The following is a 19,865-nucleotide window of genomic DNA, read 5'->3' on the forward strand; positions in this document are numbered from 1 at the left end:
ATTTTTACGAACAAATTTAATTTAATATAATCTAATGGTAATGAGAATCAAAATCAATAACATAAACCCAATTCAAATCATTTCAAATCTTCGAAAATCAAGTTTTCCAATCAAATTTGCTTTTTTCTTTCTGGTTTTTGTCGCGATTGTCTATTCCGATTCAATTCAATTGAAATCCGGTGAGCGCATTGACAATGTAAAGACAAATGCAATGGAAGAAAGTTTAGAAATTCAATTTTCAAATGGAACTAAAATTACAATTCCAAAATCAGAAATTCTAAATCATGAAGTTTTACCTATTCAAAGTGAAAAGGATTTAAAAAAGGAAAACATAGATAAAAAACCTGTTGAGTCAGATGTAAAACAATCGAGCGAACAACCAAAGGATTCAGAAAAAAAACCAGATACTTCTGGTATTGTAGTAAAAGGAGAAAAGGATAAAGATATCGGAAGACTTTCTGATATCCACGGGACAAATATTTTCTCCGGAAAGAAAAATGAAGTTATCCTCCCCGATAAGGCTAATGCCAATTTGGCGGTAAATATGAATCGACAACTCTATGCAAAAGTTCCAGGAATCATGGTGCAAGAAAATGATGGAACTGGAATTCAAACTAGCATAGCAGTTCGTGGTTTAAATCCAAATCGTTCCTGGGAATTTAATACCAGGCAAAATGGATATGATATTTCTGCTGATCCTATGGGTTATCCTGAAGCCTATTATACGCCGCCGACTGAAGCAGTGGAAAGAATTGAAATTGTAAGAGGGGCGGGCTCTCTCCAATACGGTCCCCAGTTTGGTGGGCTTATCAATTATATTTTAAAAAAACCAAAACAGAATTCTAAAATTTCTTTAGAAACTAGAAATACAGTCGGTAGTTATGGACTCTTTAATTCTTATAATGGAATTAGTGGGACTAGTGGCAAAGTTTCTTATTATTCTTTTTTCCATCAAAGAAGTGCAGACGGTTGGAGGCAAAATGCTATTTACCGCACTCAAACAGGACATGTGCATTTAAGTTATAATTTCACAGAAAATTTGAAGCTAGGAGTAGAGTTCACTAGAAATGATTTCAAGAGCCAGCAGCCAGGAGGTCTTTTAGATGGACAAGCAGAATACGATCCAGTCTTAACTAAGCCAGGTATGGTCGTAAGTCCGAGGCAGTCAAATAGAGGTAGAAATTGGCTGGGAGTTGTATGGAATATTCCAGCGATTACTCTCGATTATGCGATAAATGAAAATTCTAAATTTTCCTGGAAGACGTTTGGTCTTTATGGAGAAAGACCAAGTGTTGGAAATACATCGTCAATAGATAGACCCGATTCGATCAACTCCAGAACTCTTACTTATTCTCCCAGACAGTTTGATGAAGATATTTATAAGACAGTTGGAACAGAAGCAAGGTTTATCACTTCTTATAATCTATTAGGAATTAAAAATACAACGTCCATTGGTGTTCGCTATTTTCATGGAAATACATCCCGTTCTAGAAATATTAATGGAAGCGTTGGGGCTAATTTTGATAAGACGGAAACGAATCGTATTGATGATTTTGTTGTAAGAAATGGGGATTTGAAATTTAATAATACCAATCATGCCATTTATCTTGAGCACTTGTTTCAAATCACAAATGCTTTTCTGTTACTCCCGGTGTTCGATATGAAACTATTGTGAGTGAAGCATCTGGTTATTCCAATATCAATACAAGTCCAGGGGCTAATCTAAATTACAGACCTGCAAATCCAAAGTCTTTACAAAATAGAGTCGTATTAGGTGGAGTTGGACTTCAATATAAATTATTTGAGAAAACTAATTTGTATGCAAATTATAGTCAGGCATTTAGACCGGTATTGTTCTCAGATTTATATGCGATAGGCACTACAGTCAATGATATTGATCCAAACCTAAAGAACCAATTCGGGTATAACGCGGATGGTGGTTATCGGGGAAAAATAAAGAATTACCTCAACTTTGATGTTGGCGTTTTCCAACTTCGTTATAACAATCGCGTTGATACAATTAATGGCTCGAATAGGTCTGACTATGATTCTATTGCGCTGCGAAGCCTGGGTGGAAATCCAAATAATTTGCGCACGAATGTGGGAGATTCATTGCATCGAGGTGTTGAAGCCTTTGTTGAATTTGATCCTATTCTTTATTTCTTTGAGAAATCTGTTTTTGGAAATATAAGTATGTTTGTTTCTTATGCACAAATAAAAGCAACTTATATTCGTTGGAATGCACCGACTAATACTGGTTTGCCAGATTGGGATAGAATTGGAAATCGAGTGGAAAACGCTCCTGATAAAATAATTAGATATGGGGCAACGTATTTTTATAAAAGCCTTTTTTCTCTTACCTATCAAGTTAGTAAAGTTTCTTCCATTTATACTGATGCAACTAATACAGAGTATCCGACATTAAATGCGCAGGCGGGAAAAATTGCAGGGTATTCTGTTTCGGATGCTTCTTTTACCTATAATATTTTAGAAAATTTTGGGATAAGAGGAGGGGTTAATAATTTAGAAAATAAAGTTTACTTCACTAGAAGAGCGGGGGGATTACCGGGACCAGGTTTGATTCCTGCTGAAGGCAGAACTTTATTTTTGGGAATGGTCGCTACATTTTAACATAAAGCTTGTCGGTAAGAATTTTTGCTTACTGTCACCTCGAACAGCCTCACCGACCACCCTTCGCTCGGTCGCGAACCAGCGCCTTCGCAAGGTCTATCTTGCTTAATGCTATTGTTTTTTGCCAGATAGATTTCTCCATCCACACATTTGCTTAGTCGCAAATCCATCCGCCAAGCGATGTTCGAAATGACAGCATAAGTCTTATATTGAGCTTGTGTAAATTAAACTTGGCAATAGCATTCATCTGTAATCTGTGGTGAATGATTTTTCTTAAGTGAATGTAGTAAGTTTAGGGTGATTTATTATTCATTGCCTCTTTTATCTTTAAAAAATTTTTTTACTATAGCTTTTATTTCTTCTGAATGATGCAAAGTCAATTTAGGAAAATGGTTTTTTGAATAAATAGATTCAATGCTAAGAGATGTTATGCCCTCTGTTTTTGTGGCTTCTAGGAAGTAAATGACTTCAGCTAAGCGTGCGTGAATGATTGCACCCGCACACATGAGGCAAGGCTCGATGCTTGTGAGCATTACACAGCCATTTAAGAATTTGTTATCCATTATCCGCTGAGCTGATTCAATGCAAAGAATTTCACTGTGCATATGAGTGGTTGCATTTTCTTCTACCTTGTTGAACTTTTCCGCTAAGAGATTTCCTTCTCTGTAAATTTGTGTGAAGGAGGGAATTTCTTCTGGATTTTCATTAGCGAGTTCAGTGAATCTTTCTAAGAATAACTTAATCATTTATCATCAAAGGAAGATACCCCTTCCCAATCAAGAGGAACACCGTGCGCTTCATAATAAGAGCATCGCTTTAAATAGAGCTCTGCTGCTTTATCATGAGGATTTATACTTACAATTTCTGTGAAGCAACTAATTGCTTCGTGGAAGTCTTGCGTCAAATAGAGACTAACCCCCATTTCAAATTGGGTCTTGGTTGCTTTGAATAAATCAAATACTGCTACTGAGTGTCCATCTAGTATTTCTACTACTGTAAGATTTTTTTCTTTGCCTTTTACTTTGACTCGATCGAGTATTCGGTATAAATATTTATCCGCATCTTCGAGAGAGAAAAGAGTTTCGATACTCATTAGAATGGATGCACCGTAAATCTTTGTCAGTCCTTCAATCCTAGAAGCAAGATTGACTGCATCAGAAATAACCGTTCCCTCCATTCTATCTTCTGTCCCGATTGTTCCAAGCATAATCATTCCAGTATGAATACCTATACCAATTTCAATGGGAGGAAAATTTTTTTGTAAGCGACTCTGGTTGTAGATTCTAATTTCTTTTTGCATCTCAATTGCTGATTCAATTGCATCATCAGGACTTAAGGGGTAAAGAGCCATTAGCCCATCACCGATGTATTTGTCGATGAAGCCTTTATGAGATAATACACAGGGATTCATTCGTTTTAAATAGGCATTTAAAAAGTCGAAGTTTTCAGCCGGAGTCATCGTTTCGGATAATTGAGTGAAGGAACGAATATCCGAAAAAAGAATAGTCATCTCTCTTTGAATTTGGTTTCCAAGTTGAACTTCTAAGATACTTTCTTTTTTGAGATATAAAATTAATTCATAGGGAACGAATCTCGCGTAGGCAAAGTTTGTCTTTTTTAAATCCAGAGAAAGCTCTTCAATTCTTTTGAACGCAGAGGAGAATTTTAATAGTAGTGTATAAGACTGAGTAAGCGCCATTATCACAATTCCATAAGGAATTAAAAACATATTTGTATGAATGACTTCGTTAATTGCGAGAAGATCATGTGCATTCGTGAGGATAATAGCAATTGTGCTTACTAAGATAGAAATTGCGTATTCTCTTTTGTTTATAACTGCTTTTATTATATTATAAGGAATTAGAATGAGTGCAATAATTAATGCGGGTTGTAGAATTGGAAATGCATAGGTAAAATAGAGCGGCTTTAAGAGTAGGCTAAAACTTGCCAGGATACCAATTCCATAGTAGGTTAAGAAAAAAAGTCTATGAATTTCCTTTGGAAAAAGGTAATGCAAAAATTGAATCGCAAGTGCTGGAGATAAGAAGAATACTAAATATTCAAGCCGAACATACACTTCAAATTGATTGAAAAAGGGGTAATTCGTTATTAGCTTTTCACCCGTCGTAACGATTCTAAGGAATAATAATAAAAAGAAAAGAGAGAATAGAATAGACGACTTATCATTTTTTCTAAGCTGATAAAATCCAAGATGATACACAAAGATAAATAGAAGTAGCCCTGCTAAGAATGAATCTGTCTCTCTAGCCGTTTTTTCTATTGTGCTGATTTGTCGATAGGTTCCTAGAAAAACACTATGCCATGTTCCCCCTTTTCGATGATGGTAGTTGGAAATCTGCATAACAACTTCCATGTCTTGCATTTTTAGATCTGGCACATATCCAATGGCAGGAACAGTATGTGGAATAGAGTCTAATTCGGATATACCTACTTTTCCTGAACCTAATGTAGGAATGCCGTTTACGAAAATTTGAAAGGCAGTTGCTTGTTGTTGGGAACGAATTGCTAATGCAGGACTGTTCTCCGGAAGTAGAATTCTAAGTCGAAAGCTTGCATACCCCTCCGCATCTAATCTATTGCCATCAACGATTGTATCGTTCCAGGTATGAGGAATTGTAAAATAATTCTTGTTGAGGAAAATCCCCGTTATCTCTTCTAAGGAATAAAGCTTCTCCCAATAGAACTCCCATTCTCCATCCAATTTTACGGGACCATTCTTTTCGAAATCCCAGTTTCTTAAATCTAGAATTCCTTTTTGTGCTCGAAGTCTATGCTCTGTGAAATCAAAATGTAAGAAGTTACAGGAGTTGAAGACTAAAAGAAAAAGTCCGATGATGTAGAGAATCCTGAAACGCATTCTTAATACACATCATACAAAGAAAGATTTTTCAATATTAATTTATAAAACGAATTAATTTTTTGAAAAATCTATTCTGTAGAGTCATCCTCAAGATCCGATTCATTTGGGTTAATGGTCTCAGGCGTTGTGTCTGCTGGTTGTTTTTCTTCTTTTGCTGGATAATTGGCTTCTTCTTTTAAAAGTTGAATGCATTCTTTCGAGTATTTTCTCGCTCTCTCCGTGATTGTGCTTGGTTCATACTTATCGACTATCGCATTGAATACTGCTGCTGCCCGATCGTATTTCTTGGTAGAAAAAAGTGCCATACCTTTAGTGAAAAGTGCATAATGATCGAGAAGACCCGGTTCGTTTACTAGCACTTCTTCGGCAAAGCGAATTGCTTCCGCATAACGTCCTAACTTTAAGTTTGACTCGCCCATATAGTAAAGAATTTTCTCTCTTTGCTTACCGGCAGGTGTAACCTTTAGGAGTCTGGCAAATGCCTTAAGTGCTTTGTCGAACTGATTCTTATTGTATAATGTTTTGGCTCTATCGTATCCAGAAGATTTATCCTCAGTGATTACTGCTGGCTTAGGCTCTTCCTTATCTATCGAAGCAATTTCTTCTGAATAATTTTCGAATATGTCATAAGAAGCAAAGTCTTTTCCTAATTTTCGTAAGGCTCTCGTCCAACCAATTCTAGCTTGCACATTATTCGGGTATTCCTGAACAGCTAGAAAATAATTTTTACTAGCATTTTCGTATTTTGCTTTTCTCATATAAAAGTCAGCGATAGAAAGAAGTGCTCTTGATCTTAGTTTGTTGTCGCGACTTGTTTGGAGAACGGAGTTTAGATGAATCTTTCCTTCTTCTTCCTGATTGAGAACGAGTAATAGGTTTCCCAGCGCATAACTAAGATTTTCCCTTTCGTCTTTGGAAAGATTTGGAACCTGATTTAATTCCTTGTAGATGTCTAATGCTCTTAGTCTGTCTTTATTTTTTTGCAGTGCGCCTGCATGACCGAAAGTTACTCTAAACTTATAAGCATCAGGAACTGATTTGGAAGAAAGCTCAGTGAAAAGGAGTAATGCTTTTTGTGAACTCTTCTTGCTGGATTGACTCAAAAGCTCTTCCGCTATCTTTAATCTTTCTTCAAACGGATAAGCATTGTTTTCCACCGATTTTTCTTCTGCTTTATTCACCATTATATACACGGCAGTTAAAACTCCACCGGAAACGAATAAAAACCCAACTAAGACATATATTAATCTACTCATTTACTTCCCCGATTTTCCAAACATCTTTTTACGTAAAAATCCACTCGCTCTTTATTATAGTTCATTTGCACATCTTCACTCAGAAGTATTTTTAACGCAGAACTATACTCTTTTTGGTTATAATAACAGAGGGCTGCGAAAAATAACGATTTACCTCTGATGGCATTGCTAGATACTCTATCTGCTAAGGACTCAAACTTCACACGAGCCTCTGTGAATTTATCCTTTTTATAATACTGGGACATGATTGTATCAAAGTCCGGATTTGTTTCTTCTTCTACTACTGGTTTAGAAGGAGAAGGTTTTTCTTCCGGTTTAATAACTTCAGGCTTGGTTTCTTCTGCCTTTGTCTCTTCGATTTTTTTCTTTTTCTTTTTTTTCTTCTTTTTGCTAGGATCGATTTTAATGAAAGATTGTCCTTCTTGGAGAATTAGGTTTTCTTCTCCCTCGCCTGTCTTTGAAGTCACTGCATAAAACATAGGAGTTTTCTTGTTTAAGTTTGGATGCAGAAAAGAAACGTCAGGATGAACTACAGTGCCAATCTTTTTTGCTTTTTCTATTAGGGTTGTATTTGTCTCGGAGGCGATGCGAGTATTCGATTCATAAATGGAATACTTGGTTGAATTCACAACTGCTCCTTCTGGTGCAGTCCATGCGAGTAGAATTCCATCTTTTCTTACATCACCTGTAAGATTTGTAACTTGCAAAGGTTTTGTAATGACTACAACTGTGTCTTTTTTTTCTTCAACGACTGCGATTTTTTCGTCTTTAGCAGGCTCTTCTTTTTTCTCTGTTTTAACAAAGTAAAATTTGCGAAAGGATTTATCTTCTATTAAAGGTGTTGCTTCCTTATCTTGAATTGTAACGGTTACTCCATAGTAGACGGTTTGAGAGGAATCGAGTCCTGTATCTAGAAAAGTAGTTTCAGGATGAATCACTTCTCCTATCTTTGTGGCTTTTTCCATTAGCCCCACATTCGACATCGGATCAGGAGATCGGTAAATGGTATACTTAATGGAATCCTCTGCTCCAATCGGGGGAGTCCAGGAAAGTCGAACTGAATTTTCTACGGTTCTAATTTTTAAATTACTGATTGAATCCGCTTCGTGTTTTACTTCTGCGATTTGAGGGAGGACTTTTTTAGGAGTATCAATTGGAGCCGGAACGACAGCAGGGGTAATTGTATAGTTGACTCCCGGAAAAAGCTTGACTCGTTTTTTCTTAATTTGGGATACCAATACAATCGCGTAATAGTATTCACCAGGTCGGAGATTTGTGTCTTTAAAATTATTGAAAAAGTTTATCTTGTCACTCTTATACTTTCCAAGAGAATCGGATACGCCTAATTTTTCCATTGTATCAATTACTTGATTCGATCTTGCGATGATTACATCCCCTTCATCGGCGGGAGGTGTCCATTTCAATTCAATGGAAATCGAATCTGCACTGAGAGTTGCTGTTAGATCGGAGACTACATCCTTATCTACTTTTTTCTTTTCTGTGACTTCTTTTTCTGTTTCTGTGATTTTTGCCTCTTGGGGAAAAATGGAAACAGTAAGCGCAAAAAAGGAAATCCAGAATAGCATAATGCACAGACTAGTGTGAAAAGGGTTTTTCTTAGGATTGGGCTGGTTGGTTTTAATTGAATGTTTCATAAATTACCATTAAAGAACAAAAGAAAAACAAAAATAGAACACTTGGAAATAAATTTCAACCAATTTAATTATAAATATCAATGCAATTTACAATCAATCCTCTATTTACTCTTTAAAAACTTAGGTTTAATCCTCCTTTTATTATCGACATTTCAGAAATGAGATTATATACAAGATAGAATAATTTACCCACGAATTCGCCCAATGTCATTAAGATAAGAGTTTTTCACCACGAAGAGCACGAAGTTCACGAAGGGGTTTATGATGGAATCCTTTTTTTCTTCGTGTTCTTCGTGCCCTTCGTGGTGAATTCTTTTTTCTTTTATCTTAACTTAATGACATTGCACGAATTCGCCTGGCGTCTTTGCAGTGAGACATAAGGAAGAGTGGAAAGCTCCAGACTCTCACTTGAATTTTCGATTTTTCTAAATAGAATGTCAGAAGGAATTTCTTTGTTGATAGGCTTTCTAGTGACTAATAATTCCAAATCTTCTTCGAACGATAAAAATTATCTCTAAATGATTCAGCTTGCCAAAGGATGATATTTTTTTTCTGTATCTAAAACAGATTTCGACACCTCTGGATTTAAAGATAACGCTCCCCCATTTTTGTGAAATCGTAATACTGCAGGAGAAATTATAAAGTCTTCATAACCTTCTAGCTTGGGAGTCTTAAAAGTCTTACGAAACCACTTGAATAAATCGTTAGCCATATTTAGAAACTTATCATCTTTTGGTGTAAAGGTTTTTTCAAAATAGATTTCTTTGCTATAAAAAAATCTGCCCCTATTCAACTTGTCTAAATAGTTTTCATAAAACGGAATTAGTAATTCCACAACAGGTGAATTCGTTTCGTCAATAGTATAATAATTTTGATTTGCAATGAACTTACGGATAATTTTTTCTTCGTCACTTTTTAAAGCGATATAGTATTTATGAATCACAAACTCTGAACTAGAAATCGGATTCACGGAAGATACAATTCGTAACTGTTCTATCGGACTAGGTGAGGCTAATAACATTAATTCTTTTTCTTGAACATAACGCTCTACTAAGTCCCAATCGTTTGGCAAAAGATAAAAATTAATTTGATTAGTTCTCACGATATTTTTCCTGCTCTACGCTTTCGTTGTTATTGTAAGAATGAAATTCTGGTTTAATTCCCATATTTTTATAAATTTCTCTAACATTTTCCCAGGATGAATAGGAGTTTGCGCTTTTGATTTTTTCTTAGTTGGTTTCTTTTTTAATGGCATCGGGAATGACCTTGAAATACTAAAATGTCCATTTGGACATTTTTTACAAGGAATAAATATTTTTCTTTATAAGAGGAATTTTTTTTAAATTCATTAACCATTCAGCATTAATAATTCACCATTATTAAAAGCGGCTAATTGGGTGTAACGATACTAGTCTTCCTTAGCACGGGAAGAATTTTTGCTTGCCAATATATTATCATGGTTCAGTATCTAAAATAAAATATCTGATTCTGTGCGTCACATATCTCTTTGCTATTTGACTGTTACATGTTTAAATTTTGAAAATTCCATAAATTAGATAAATGGCCTTTAATCTACGGACTCTGCCTAATGTATTAAGATAGTTCTATAAGCCAGTCTTTAAACGCTGGCCATCTATTTTCTTCAATGATATTATTTAGTGATTCAATATCTAGTTCGTAGTGAGGTGATTCTATTTCAATTATTGTTTCATCTTCCTTACAAAATAATTTTTCATTTTCCCTTGCGAGCGAAAGAATTATCAATCCCATACCATATCTCTGTGATAATCTTTTAAATTCACGCTTTGCATCCAAATCAATTTCAGTGACCACTAAATATCTATAATTTGCCCAAGAAGAATTTGCTAGACACTGAAAAAAATATTTTCTTACTTGGCTACGATTAACATTCTTTTTTACTTCAAAGCAATAAATATCTTTCCCTTTTCCTATGATTCTAATGAGATTTTTTAATTTAATAGGAAATTCTTTTATTCCTATTAAATCTGGGTATAACCATTCATTAACCCCTTTTATCCCATTACCTCCGGCTTGCGGAAAATGCTTTGCCTGAATGGATAGTTTTTTACCAAGCCAGCATATAAACGGTTCATATAAATCAGTCTCTTTATTAAAAAGCTGTGATAGATATTCAAATTTTTCATCACTCTTTTTTATTTTTCCCTTTTTTAATAAATTATTTAAACTAATATTTACAATGTCCTCGGAAATTTTATTTTTTAAATTATTGTTAACTCCTTTAAATATATCATTTTTAGATATAGGATACAGATTATTTTTTAGAAAAGTATAAATTAATTCTTCTTGTTTCATTGTTATTTTACTTTAACATCAAAGATAGAAATAATTTTTTTACTGTCCTGATAAATAGTAACCCATTCAGTATTATTCTTTTTTGCCTGTGAAAGCATAAAAATATTGTCTTTACTTCCTTTAATTCCTTTGGTTAGATTTGCAAATAAACTCATTTCTTTTTTCTCCAATGAAGATAGTCCATTTATAATGTTTAGACTTTCTTGCAACGATGAAGTTTTTATTTTAGACAATACCTTCGCATACTTCATCGCTTTCTCTTTAAATCTTTTTTCTGCTTCTTGTAATTGTTCTAGAATTTGTTTTAACTCAAGAATTGTAGTTTTCTTGGATACTTTTGTGATACCTTTTGATTCTATTAAAAATAATCCGAGAAGATCAGAAGGGATATTGGATTTTAAATCACTTATTTTTAATTTTGCTTTATTTAAAATGATTTGGTTGTAATATTTTTCTAGGATACTACCAAGAGAAATTATTTCTTGTGTGCTGAGAACTTCTATATTCTCCTTAGATATAAGTTCCAATAATTCTTTAATTCTATATAAATTCATTTTTTCCATCCTTTTAAGATATACTTTCCAATCTCATTTAATCTTCTGCCATTTTCCATATTTGCACTTCCATCATCTATTGGTCTAGAATTTTTGTATGCTGTCAGCACTGATGCAGACTTTTTGAGACCCGGAAATATTCCGAATCCACTAATGTATTCTTTTAGATGCTTTTTCCATTTTGTGCTGTATTCATTTTCAATTAAAGAAAAATATTCCTTATGAACAGTAAGCCTCGTTTCCCAATTATTGTATACTAGACCCCTGAGTTTTCTTTGTTTATTATTAGGATAATTTTTAAACTCTTCAAATCTTTCAGATATTTCATTTAGAAGTAATTCCATACCATGCAATGAGATAGAATCAGGCACAATGGGGATTAAAATACTATCACAGTAATAGAGAGCATTTATATTTAGGAAATTTATATTTGAAGGCGAATCAATTATAATGTAATCATAATTTTCTTCAACATCTTTCAAGCAATCTTCAAGAAAACTATAAATGTAAACAGGATCTTTTTTAGTTTTGATAGAAACTTTACTATCCTTAAAGCCTCTCTGAAAAATATCAATTTCAATTTTACTCAATTTGGGATGCGATGCTAGTAAATGGAGTGTTTCATAAGATTGCAAACCTTTTCCGGAAAATATCGGACTTTTTTCATTCATGCCTATAATGACATCTTTTGCGTGTGCAGGAGCCGATCCATCAATTCGAGTTTTAAAAAGATGATATAAAGTTAACGATGAATTTTGAGCGATATTATTTAAGTAATACTTTTCGCTGAGTAAATAAGTAGAAGCTGACTTTTGAGGATCAACATCAACCAATAAAACTCTTACTTGTTTACCTTTAGAGTTAATTTGAAGCGAAAGAGCTGCGGCAAGATTTACAGAAAAAATAGTTTTTCCTACCCCGCCCTTACTATTAGCTATATGAATTCTATGTGCTGGCATATTACGGTTAATCCCTCCATATTATAATTTTACATCTAATAATTTCTATAGATTTTTTCTTTTGAAATTACTTTTTCCATCTCAATTCTCCTTTTTATTCTCTGGAGCTTAGCTTAATTTTGCTACCCTAAAATTCCGGTTTCATCTGAACTGGAATACTTTAATTTAAAAACTTTTAATCAATCTTATGTTTAGGATTTCGATAATATTGTAACTCTAGATCATACATTGGCTGTAATCTAGACTTAATTTCTCCAATTTCTTTTGTAATGGAATTTTCTTTATTCATGGCATCCTCATACTTTTCATTATTTAATTTTATTCGATTTATTTCTTCCTTACTAATTTGATTCTTTGGAGGGTTCTTTGAATAGAAGTTAAAATATCTTTTCTGACCGTTCTTCATTACAAAAGGCACTTCCCCATGAAAATACATTTCTGTGATTAATAACATTGGCATTTGTGTAACGACTAAATCTTCTCTACTAATGATATAATAATTTTTACTTATTATCGCTCCATCAGTATTAAAATTACCATTATCAGGAACTGCAAGTCCATACATGTAAATTTCATTCTCACCTTTAGAGTCAATTTCACAATATAGTTTAAAAGTTTTTAATGTTTTTTTATTCCTTTCTACAATTTTTTCCAATTCCATTCTTTCATCTTGTATATGTAATAGTTCTTCTTCTCTTTGCTCCAAACGATTCATTAAATTTGCATTTTCTAATCTAAGTGAGTCGATTCTCTTTTTTAAATCTTTGAAGTATTTAATTTCATTTTTGAAAGGTGGAAGATTGCTGCCACATACGTGTGAGTAGTGCATTATAAAATCCGAATAGTCATTATAATTATTTATTTCGGAAACTGCATTTTGAGCCACATTTAAAGGTTCCTTGTGAGGAATAAAAACAATTCCGACTTTACTCTCTGAAAAAATATATTCTAAACCTTTTCTGTTATCAATTGTTTGTTTTCTTTTTAATAAAACACTTAGCACCTTTCTATTTCCTTCATTCATTATATTGCTTTCAGGAATATTTTTTAAATTACCAAAATTAGGGCAAGCATCACTATTTTTCATCGGTGAAGAAGTGCTACATTTTAAAAGTAATACTAAGGATAATATAATGATTTTTTTCACAGTATTCAGTATGTTTAGCTATTATTAACATATGTCAACTATTAATTTGATTTTTTTTTCTAGGAATTTACCGGATCTTCTTTAATCCAAAAAATCTGATTAAATGTATTCGTTCTAAATTCAAGGATTAGAACATAAGGACTAATTGTCTGCAAACAATAAAAGGCTTACTTGCTGTGTAAGAAATTTTCATTGAACAATGATTATCTATCATAATAGAGGATTGCCTTCGTTTTCTGTTGAAATTAGATACAAAAAACCTTATTACCATCATTCAATATTACACATTGATAAGCTCTCGCGAAGGTTAACTTTGAGAGAGCATTTGGAAGAAAAAAGAATAGTGAAGGAAAACAAAAAATAGTCAATCCCAACAACATCGAGGATGTTTTTAAAAATCCCGATTTTTTACCCCTACCCAATACCTACCTTCCGATACATCAAAGACACTATCTATGATACTATCAAGGATACTATCAAAAATACTGTTTTCGCCTTTTTGAGTATGTTTGATAGAAGACCTGACAGTGTAATTGATAGTAACATAGATGCATCGTCAATAAGAATCATCCAGAAGCTAAAAACACGGATAACCTTAAAATCCCAAACCTTCTATCGGTGTCCATCGGTGGTAATCTTTGAAAGTTTTCTCTAACCTGCTAGCAATGTCATTAAGTTAAGAAAAACCAAGAAAAATTTAACCACGAAGGGCACGAAGAACGCGAAGAAAAGACAGGATTTCTTCATAAACCCCTTCGTGAACTTCGTGCTCTTCGTGGTGAAAAATTCTTATCTTAATGACATTGAACGTGCTAGCATCCGACACACTATTATTACCTAACAGGAAAAAGAGTGGAATTTATTTACAACAAATGATTTATTGAGTCGATTGGACATAATGGGGAATAATTGAAATGATAAGCCAGGAAATTGATTACTATGAGGACATGAAATACCAAGATTTTCTTTTGTCTTCTAGACGAAAAATAATTTGCCCTCATGAAAAAATCATGAAGTATATTGAAATCAAAGACGCGATGAATGTGGCTGATTTTGGAATGGGAAAAGGTTTTTTCATTCACCATTTGAAAAAGAAAATGGATAAAGATGCACATCTCTGGGGAATTGACTACCAACAAGAACTCTTGGACTTGGTGTTGAAGAGGAAAGTAGAAGAGAGTATCGCAAACTTCACTGTAGTTCATATTGATAAAACAGAACATCCGCTTTTACCAAATTGGATTCCTTTGCCAGATGTAATATTTACAGCGATGTGTCTTTCTACTTTTCCTGATCCTGGATTTGCAATGGATGGACTCATTCGTTCTATGAAGCCAGAAGGTAGACTTTTTGTGATTGATTGGGCTAAGGTCGAGTTTCCGGAAGGTCCTGCTATTAAAGATAAAATTTCTTTCGACAAAATGAAATATCTAGCAGAGTATCATAAACTCAAAGTTGTAAATGCATTTACAGTCAATGAGTTTGTATATGGAATGGAAATTGTTGCAGGTCCTGAATTTAAAACACAGTTTTATGATTATAGGGAGTAGACATGAAAGAAAATAGAATCCTCGAATTATTAAATCAGAAAGATTGCACCATTGCGATTATTGGAGCGACTAACGACTCTAGCAAATATGGCAATATCATTTATAAAGATTTAAAAAGAAAAAATAGAAAGGTTTACGGCATTAATCCCCGCGCGACAACGATTGATGGGGATAAGGCGTATCATGCGCTAGGTGATCTTGGTTTTATTCCTGATATCATTGATATGGTTGTTCCTCCTAAGATTGGACTACAAACTATCAAAGAAGCAGTGGCTAATGGCTACGATAATTTCTGGTTACAACCAGGTGCGGAAAGTGATGAAATCATTCAATACTTAGAAGACAATAAAAAAAACTACCTGGCTCATGCTTGCGTTATGGTAGAGTGCAGGTAGAGGCAAATTATGAGTAACTTCACTGAGTCCATATTAAATGAACTTGAGAACAAAGAAAACGGTTCCTTTCAAATCAAGAACGAAAACAATCATGCAGTTCTTGCTGTGTTTAAGCCCGGAAAGAATGGTAGACATGTCACCAGACAGGATGTATTTCAAAGGTTAAAGCTTTTTAATATTGATGGGTATGATAGAGCACAGGTAGAAGTTATTGTTGCCAATGCGGATGGAAGAGACCATCAGATTGCCGTTTGGACTGGTGGAAATCCAGTTGATTCTAAATTAGAATTAGAAGTTACTCCTGATAAGATGCAGGCATATATCATTGTTTATCCGGCGCTTCATGGAGGAAAGACTTTACGAAAAGAAGAAGTCGTTGAATCCTTGCGGACAAACGGTGTTATCTTCGGACTCAAAGAAGAAGTAATCGCTCACTTGCTTGACAATCAAAAGTTTTTCATGAAGACTCTTGTTGCAGAAGGAATTGCTCCAACTCCAAGTCTAAACGGATATATAAAAGTTTTATTTGAGCCTCATAATAAACCAAATCTTCATGAAGATGCTCATGGAAGAGTTGATTTCAAAGATATTCAAGTCATTAAGAATACAAAGCAAGGGGATGTCTTAGCAGAGAAAATGGATCCAAAGATTGGAACTGCGGGTAAGAATATTTTTAGCGAAGAGGTATTACTTGAAAAACCCTTAGAGGGAGAATGGAAAGTAGGGGCTAATTGCAAGTTGTCGGATGATTCTAAGAAGCTATTAGCGTTAATACCGGGAAGACCTATTCTTGAAAGAGATGGAACGATTCGTGTGGATGAAGTTTGCTATTTAGAGAACGTAGATTATTCTACGGGTAATGTTGATTTTCCGGGAACGATCATTGTAGATGGAACGGTAGCGGATAATTTTACTCTCCGCACAAAAGGCTCTCTCATGATTAAGAAAAGTGTTGGTAGAGTATTTTTATATGCCGAGAGAGACATTGTATTATCCGGAGGGGTTATGGGACGAAACGGTGGAGTCATAGAATCCAAGGCAGACGTATATGCAAGGTTTGTAGAGCAGGGAAATATTAGAGCCGGTAAAAGCATATTCATCGAAGAAGCATCTCTTCACTCTGAACTTGTAGCAGGGGATTCGATTACAATTAAAGGGGGAAGAGGAGAATTGATCGGAGGAGAAGCCATTGCCGGGAAAATGATTTCTGTCAGTAAACTAGGCGCGGTAGTGGAAACGAGAACAGAGTTAATTGTTGGTTTGCCTCCCGAAATTTTAGATGAATTAAGAAAGATGAAAGAAGAAATTGCTTCTCACGCGGATGTTCTAAAAAAAGTAAAGCAAAGCATGGCAAGACTCATTGATCCTAAAAAAGAAAACACTCCAGACGAGAAGCAAATGCTCCTTAAACTCTATGAGGTAGAAAAAAAATATATAGACCTACTTGCCAATACAAAGACTCAATATGAAACGTTAGTCGTAAGTTATGAGCCTGAAGCCTCTGCCTATGTAGAGATTGAGAAAAATTTATTTCCAAAAGTAAGCGTCAATTTAGGAAAAGGAAAAATCTATAACTCTGAGCTAAAAAATTATAATGGTCACTGTTTTATCTATAATAACGATGAGGGAATTCCTTCTAGAACATCTCTACCACCTAAAAAGAAGGATAATAAGGAGTAACTGTTGAAGGACTCAAAGGGAAATATCTAAACTATGAAGCTATCCATTTCACTCTTTTCCATTCTATTCTTTCAGTCGTGCATTTCTTTCTTTCTGGATGCACTATCCCCTGAAAAATCCAAATACAGTTTCGGTTTTATGGATAGGACTGGAAAAGTCTTGATATTGCAAGAATACGAAGGGGCAGATAGATTTAGTCATGGACTTGCGCCCGTAAAAAAAAATGGACTTTGGGGATACATTGATACTAAGGGGATAGTTGTAATTCCATTCCAATTCCAATCCGCAAAGCCTTTTTCCGACAATCTAGAATTAGCCCCAGTTGAAAAATTCGATGCAGGTGAGAAGGCATGGGGTTATATTGATCTAAAGGGTAATTGGATTATACCCCCGTCTTATTATAATGCGACTCCCTTTTATGATGGAGTAGCGGAGGTAGCCACAGAAAAATTTAAATACAAATCTGTTTCCAAAAGATACGATAAATACTTTCTTACCAAAGATAAAAAATATATTTATCATAATGGCTTGTATTCGTATGGTTCAGGTCCGGGAAGATTTTCAGAAGGATTAATGCCTTCTTGTAAAGATGGGAAATGGGGATTTAAAGACAGTAGTAATAAATGGATCATTGAGCCTAAGTATACAATTGTAGGAAATTTTGAAAATGGACTTGCCCGTGTGCAGCTAACAAAGCCTAACCCCTATAATGATTGTGAATGGATTTCAGAAGAAGAGCCGAGTGGACTTTGGGGTTATATAGATAAATCAGGAAAAGAAGTTATACCATTAAAATTTAAAGCGGCAAGTAACTTTAGCAAAGAGGGATTGGCACTTGTAGATGATATGTTTGCAGCAAGGACATTTCAACGAGGGACTGTCTTTTCACGTTATTTCATTAACCGAGATGGAAACAAAGCATTTGATTTAAGTTTCCAAAAAGCAGAACCTTTCTCTGATTTTGGATATACGATAGTAGGTCAGGATGAAAAAAATACTTTAAACATCGAACCAAATAAAACTGCTTTTATAGATAAGTCAGGTAAGAAAAAAGAATTTATCCTAGGAAGTGGAGAAGAAATTTTCAATCTACGAATGGGAACAAACGAGATGTTTCGAGTTACCATACAAATTAAGCCTGATCCAAACAAATACGAGCATAAATATGTTAGCCGCTACTATTCTTCCAAAGATTTAACTCAGAGTATTTCGCAAGACTTCCCTCCTTGCTTTGGTTCCTTTGCATCTCCTCCGAACTGTATGTCTGATAACTTCTATGAAGGTCTTGCATGGATTGCAAAAGAAGCACCCGATAGTAATAAATGATATTTTAGTTTTGACTAAAAAGCGTGTAGAAAAGGAAATATACAAACTGTGGAAAAACTTAGATACGAAGTAATCATCTCCGGCACCGATTTTGGAAAGCGAAAGACTGATGTAATTCCAGGGCTTTATCGTGACACTGACGGCAAGTTATACTTAGACGCTTTAGAGCTAGAAAATCTAAGCCAACAAGCTAGAAACCTAAACTTGCTCATTGACTCTGCTAGATCTATCATGGCGGAAATTAGTTTAGATGCACTTCTTGATTTAATTATCCAAAATGTGAAAAGCGTCATGAATGCAGATAGAGCTACTTTGTTTTTAGTTGATAGAGAAAAACGAGAACTCTTCTCAAGAGTAGCGATTGGTAGCAAAGAAGAAATACGAATTGCATTTGGGGCAGGTATTGCAGGCTTTGTTGCACAATCAAGGGAAACAGTGAATATCCGCGATGCTTATTCCGATGCAAGATTTAATTCAGACAACGATCAAAAAAGCGGTTATAGAACAAAGTCAATTCTTTGTATGCCAGTATATAATTCTCAGCAGGAGATAATAGGCGTTATTCAGGTGTTGAATAAAGTGTATACAGACCATTTTACTGAAAAGGATGAAAAGCTACTAAGTGCCTACGCATCCTTAGCCGGTATTTCTCTTGCCAATGCGCAAGCCTATGATGAATTACAAAAAGAGAGAAATACTCTCGAAGCAAGAGTTAAAGAAAGAACAAAAGATTTGGCACGTGCTTTAGAAAAATCAGATAGTCTTCTTTTAAATATTCTTCCTTCGGAAGTAGCAGAGGAACTAAAAGAAAAAGGAGAAGTGACTCCTGTGCATTTTGACAATGTTACAATCATGTTCACTGACTTCAAAGATTTTACTCATATAGCAGAAGGAATGTCACCTTCTCAACTCATCCGCGAGTTAGATGGATATTTTACTCAATTTGATAAGACAATAGATCGTTATCACCTAGAAAAACTAAAAACAATAGGTGATAGTTATATGTGCGCTGGCGGTATACCACGAATAGGCGACACACATCCGATTGAGGCTTGCCTTGCTGCCTTAGAAATTCAATCCTTCATGGATCAAATGAAAAAAGTAAAAGAAAAAATGAATGAGCCTATCTGGGAGTTACGACTTGGTATCCACACAGGCTCTGTTATGGCTGGAGTTGTAGGCGAAAGAAAATTTGCTTATGATGTTTGGGGGGATACTGTAAACATAGCCAGTAGAATGGAATTTTCGGGAACACCCGGCAAGATTAATATTTCGAATGCAACCTATGAACTAGTGAAAGATTTTTTTGATTGTGAGTATCGCGGGGAAGTGGATGCAAAGAACAAAGGCAAAGTCAAAATGTATTTTGTGAATCGAATCAAGTCAGAATACTCTCTCGATTACGATGGCTTTGTTCCCAATCAGAAATTATTAAACCATCTAGAAAATCAAAGAAACAAAGACTAAGTTTATTCTTTTGTTGTAATTTGAATTTGG

At 34.6% G+C, this 19,865-nt stretch carries 17 protein-coding genes; 7 read left to right on the forward strand and 10 right to left on the reverse strand.

The features are described from left to right. Positions 1 to 40 precede the first annotated feature (40 nt). Both IPH52_26350 and IPH52_26355 read left to right on the forward strand, forming a co-directional pair. Positions 41 to 1,675, forward strand: a complete 1,635-nt coding sequence (locus tag IPH52_26350) for a TonB-dependent receptor plug domain-containing protein (protein MBK7058508.1) — start codon at positions 41 to 43, stop codon at positions 1,673 to 1,675. Continuing rightward, positions 1,672 to 2,631, forward strand: coding sequence for a TonB-dependent receptor (locus IPH52_26355; GenBank protein MBK7058509.1), 960 nt, complete (start codon positions 1,672 to 1,674; stop codon positions 2,629 to 2,631). The genes IPH52_26350 and IPH52_26355 overlap by 4 nt, the downstream gene beginning before the upstream one ends. Positions 2,632 to 2,936: 305 nt before the next feature. Here the strand turns inward: IPH52_26355 and IPH52_26360 are convergent, their stop codons facing one another. From IPH52_26360 to IPH52_26405, 10 genes are all read right to left on the reverse strand, one after another. After that, on the reverse strand, positions 2,937 to 3,377 hold the full coding sequence (locus IPH52_26360; GenBank protein ID MBK7058510.1) for a nucleoside deaminase: 441 nt from the start codon (positions 3,375 to 3,377) through the stop codon (positions 2,937 to 2,939). Next, the gene (locus tag IPH52_26365) at positions 3,374 to 5,509 is read right to left on the reverse strand and encodes an adenylate/guanylate cyclase domain-containing protein (GenBank protein MBK7058511.1); all 2,136 of its coding nucleotides are present in this window, start codon (positions 5,507 to 5,509) and stop codon (positions 3,374 to 3,376) included. Before IPH52_26365 ends, IPH52_26360 begins: the two co-directional genes overlap by 4 nt. A 71-nt stretch (positions 5,510 to 5,580) precedes the next feature. Then, positions 5,581 to 6,768, reverse strand: a complete 1,188-nt coding sequence (locus tag IPH52_26370; protein MBK7058512.1) for a tetratricopeptide repeat protein — start codon at positions 6,766 to 6,768, stop codon at positions 5,581 to 5,583. After that, a complete protein-coding gene (locus IPH52_26375) occupies positions 6,765 to 8,354 on the reverse strand; it encodes a fibronectin type III domain-containing protein (protein MBK7058513.1) in 1,590 nt (529 codons plus the stop codon). The genes IPH52_26370 and IPH52_26375 overlap by 4 nt, the downstream gene beginning before the upstream one ends. Positions 8,355 to 8,946: 592 nt before the next feature. Beyond that, the gene (locus tag IPH52_26380) at positions 8,947 to 9,525 is read right to left on the reverse strand and encodes a hypothetical protein (protein MBK7058514.1); all 579 of its coding nucleotides are present in this window, start codon (positions 9,523 to 9,525) and stop codon (positions 8,947 to 8,949) included. 15 nt (positions 9,526 to 9,540) lie between these two features. Beyond that, complete coding sequence (locus IPH52_26385; GenBank protein MBK7058515.1) at positions 9,541 to 9,678, reverse strand: hypothetical protein; 138 nt, start codon at positions 9,676 to 9,678, stop codon at positions 9,541 to 9,543. Positions 9,679 to 10,016: 338 nt separating this feature from the next. Next, a complete protein-coding gene (locus IPH52_26390; protein MBK7058516.1) occupies positions 10,017 to 10,757 on the reverse strand; it encodes a hypothetical protein in 741 nt (246 codons plus the stop codon). 2 nt (positions 10,758 to 10,759) lie between these two features. Further along, entirely contained in the window at positions 10,760 to 11,311 is a 552-nt protein-coding gene (locus IPH52_26395) for a hypothetical protein (protein ID MBK7058517.1), read from the reverse strand. Continuing rightward, positions 11,308 to 12,270: an AAA family ATPase gene (locus tag IPH52_26400; protein MBK7058518.1), complete on the reverse strand. Its 963-nt coding sequence runs from the start codon at positions 12,268 to 12,270 to the stop codon at positions 11,308 to 11,310. Before IPH52_26400 ends, IPH52_26395 begins: the two co-directional genes overlap by 4 nt. Positions 12,271 to 12,445: 175 nt before the next feature. Further along, the gene (locus IPH52_26405; GenBank protein ID MBK7058519.1) at positions 12,446 to 13,417 is read right to left on the reverse strand and encodes a hypothetical protein; all 972 of its coding nucleotides are present in this window, start codon (positions 13,415 to 13,417) and stop codon (positions 12,446 to 12,448) included. A 914-nt stretch (positions 13,418 to 14,331) separates the two neighbouring features. Between IPH52_26405 and IPH52_26410 the strand changes: the two genes are divergently transcribed. From IPH52_26410 to IPH52_26430, 5 genes are all read left to right on the forward strand, one after another. Further along, entirely contained in the window at positions 14,332 to 14,967 is a 636-nt protein-coding gene (locus tag IPH52_26410) for a methyltransferase domain-containing protein (GenBank protein ID MBK7058520.1), read from the forward strand. A 2-nt stretch (positions 14,968 to 14,969) separates the two neighbouring features. Further along, positions 14,970 to 15,362 carry a CoA-binding protein gene (locus IPH52_26415; protein MBK7058521.1) on the forward strand — a complete coding sequence of 131 codons (393 nt, stop codon included), beginning with the start codon at positions 14,970 to 14,972 and terminating at the stop codon, positions 15,360 to 15,362. 9 nt (positions 15,363 to 15,371) lie between these two features. Then, positions 15,372 to 17,042: a DUF342 domain-containing protein gene (locus IPH52_26420; protein MBK7058522.1), complete on the forward strand. Its 1,671-nt coding sequence runs from the start codon at positions 15,372 to 15,374 to the stop codon at positions 17,040 to 17,042. 33 nt (positions 17,043 to 17,075) lie between these two features. Beyond that, positions 17,076 to 18,368 carry a WG repeat-containing protein gene (locus IPH52_26425; protein ID MBK7058523.1) on the forward strand — a complete coding sequence of 431 codons (1,293 nt, stop codon included), beginning with the start codon at positions 17,076 to 17,078 and terminating at the stop codon, positions 18,366 to 18,368. Between the two features lie 231 nt (positions 18,369 to 18,599). Further along, positions 18,600 to 19,835 (forward strand): GAF domain-containing protein, encoded by a 1,236-nt coding sequence (locus tag IPH52_26430; protein ID MBK7058524.1) that lies wholly within the window; start codon positions 18,600 to 18,602, stop codon positions 19,833 to 19,835. Positions 19,836 to 19,865 lie beyond the last annotated feature (30 nt).

It is taken from the genome of Leptospiraceae bacterium (assembly GCA_016708435.1).
Taxonomy (GTDB): Bacteria; Spirochaetota; Leptospiria; order Leptospirales; family Leptospiraceae; genus UBA2033.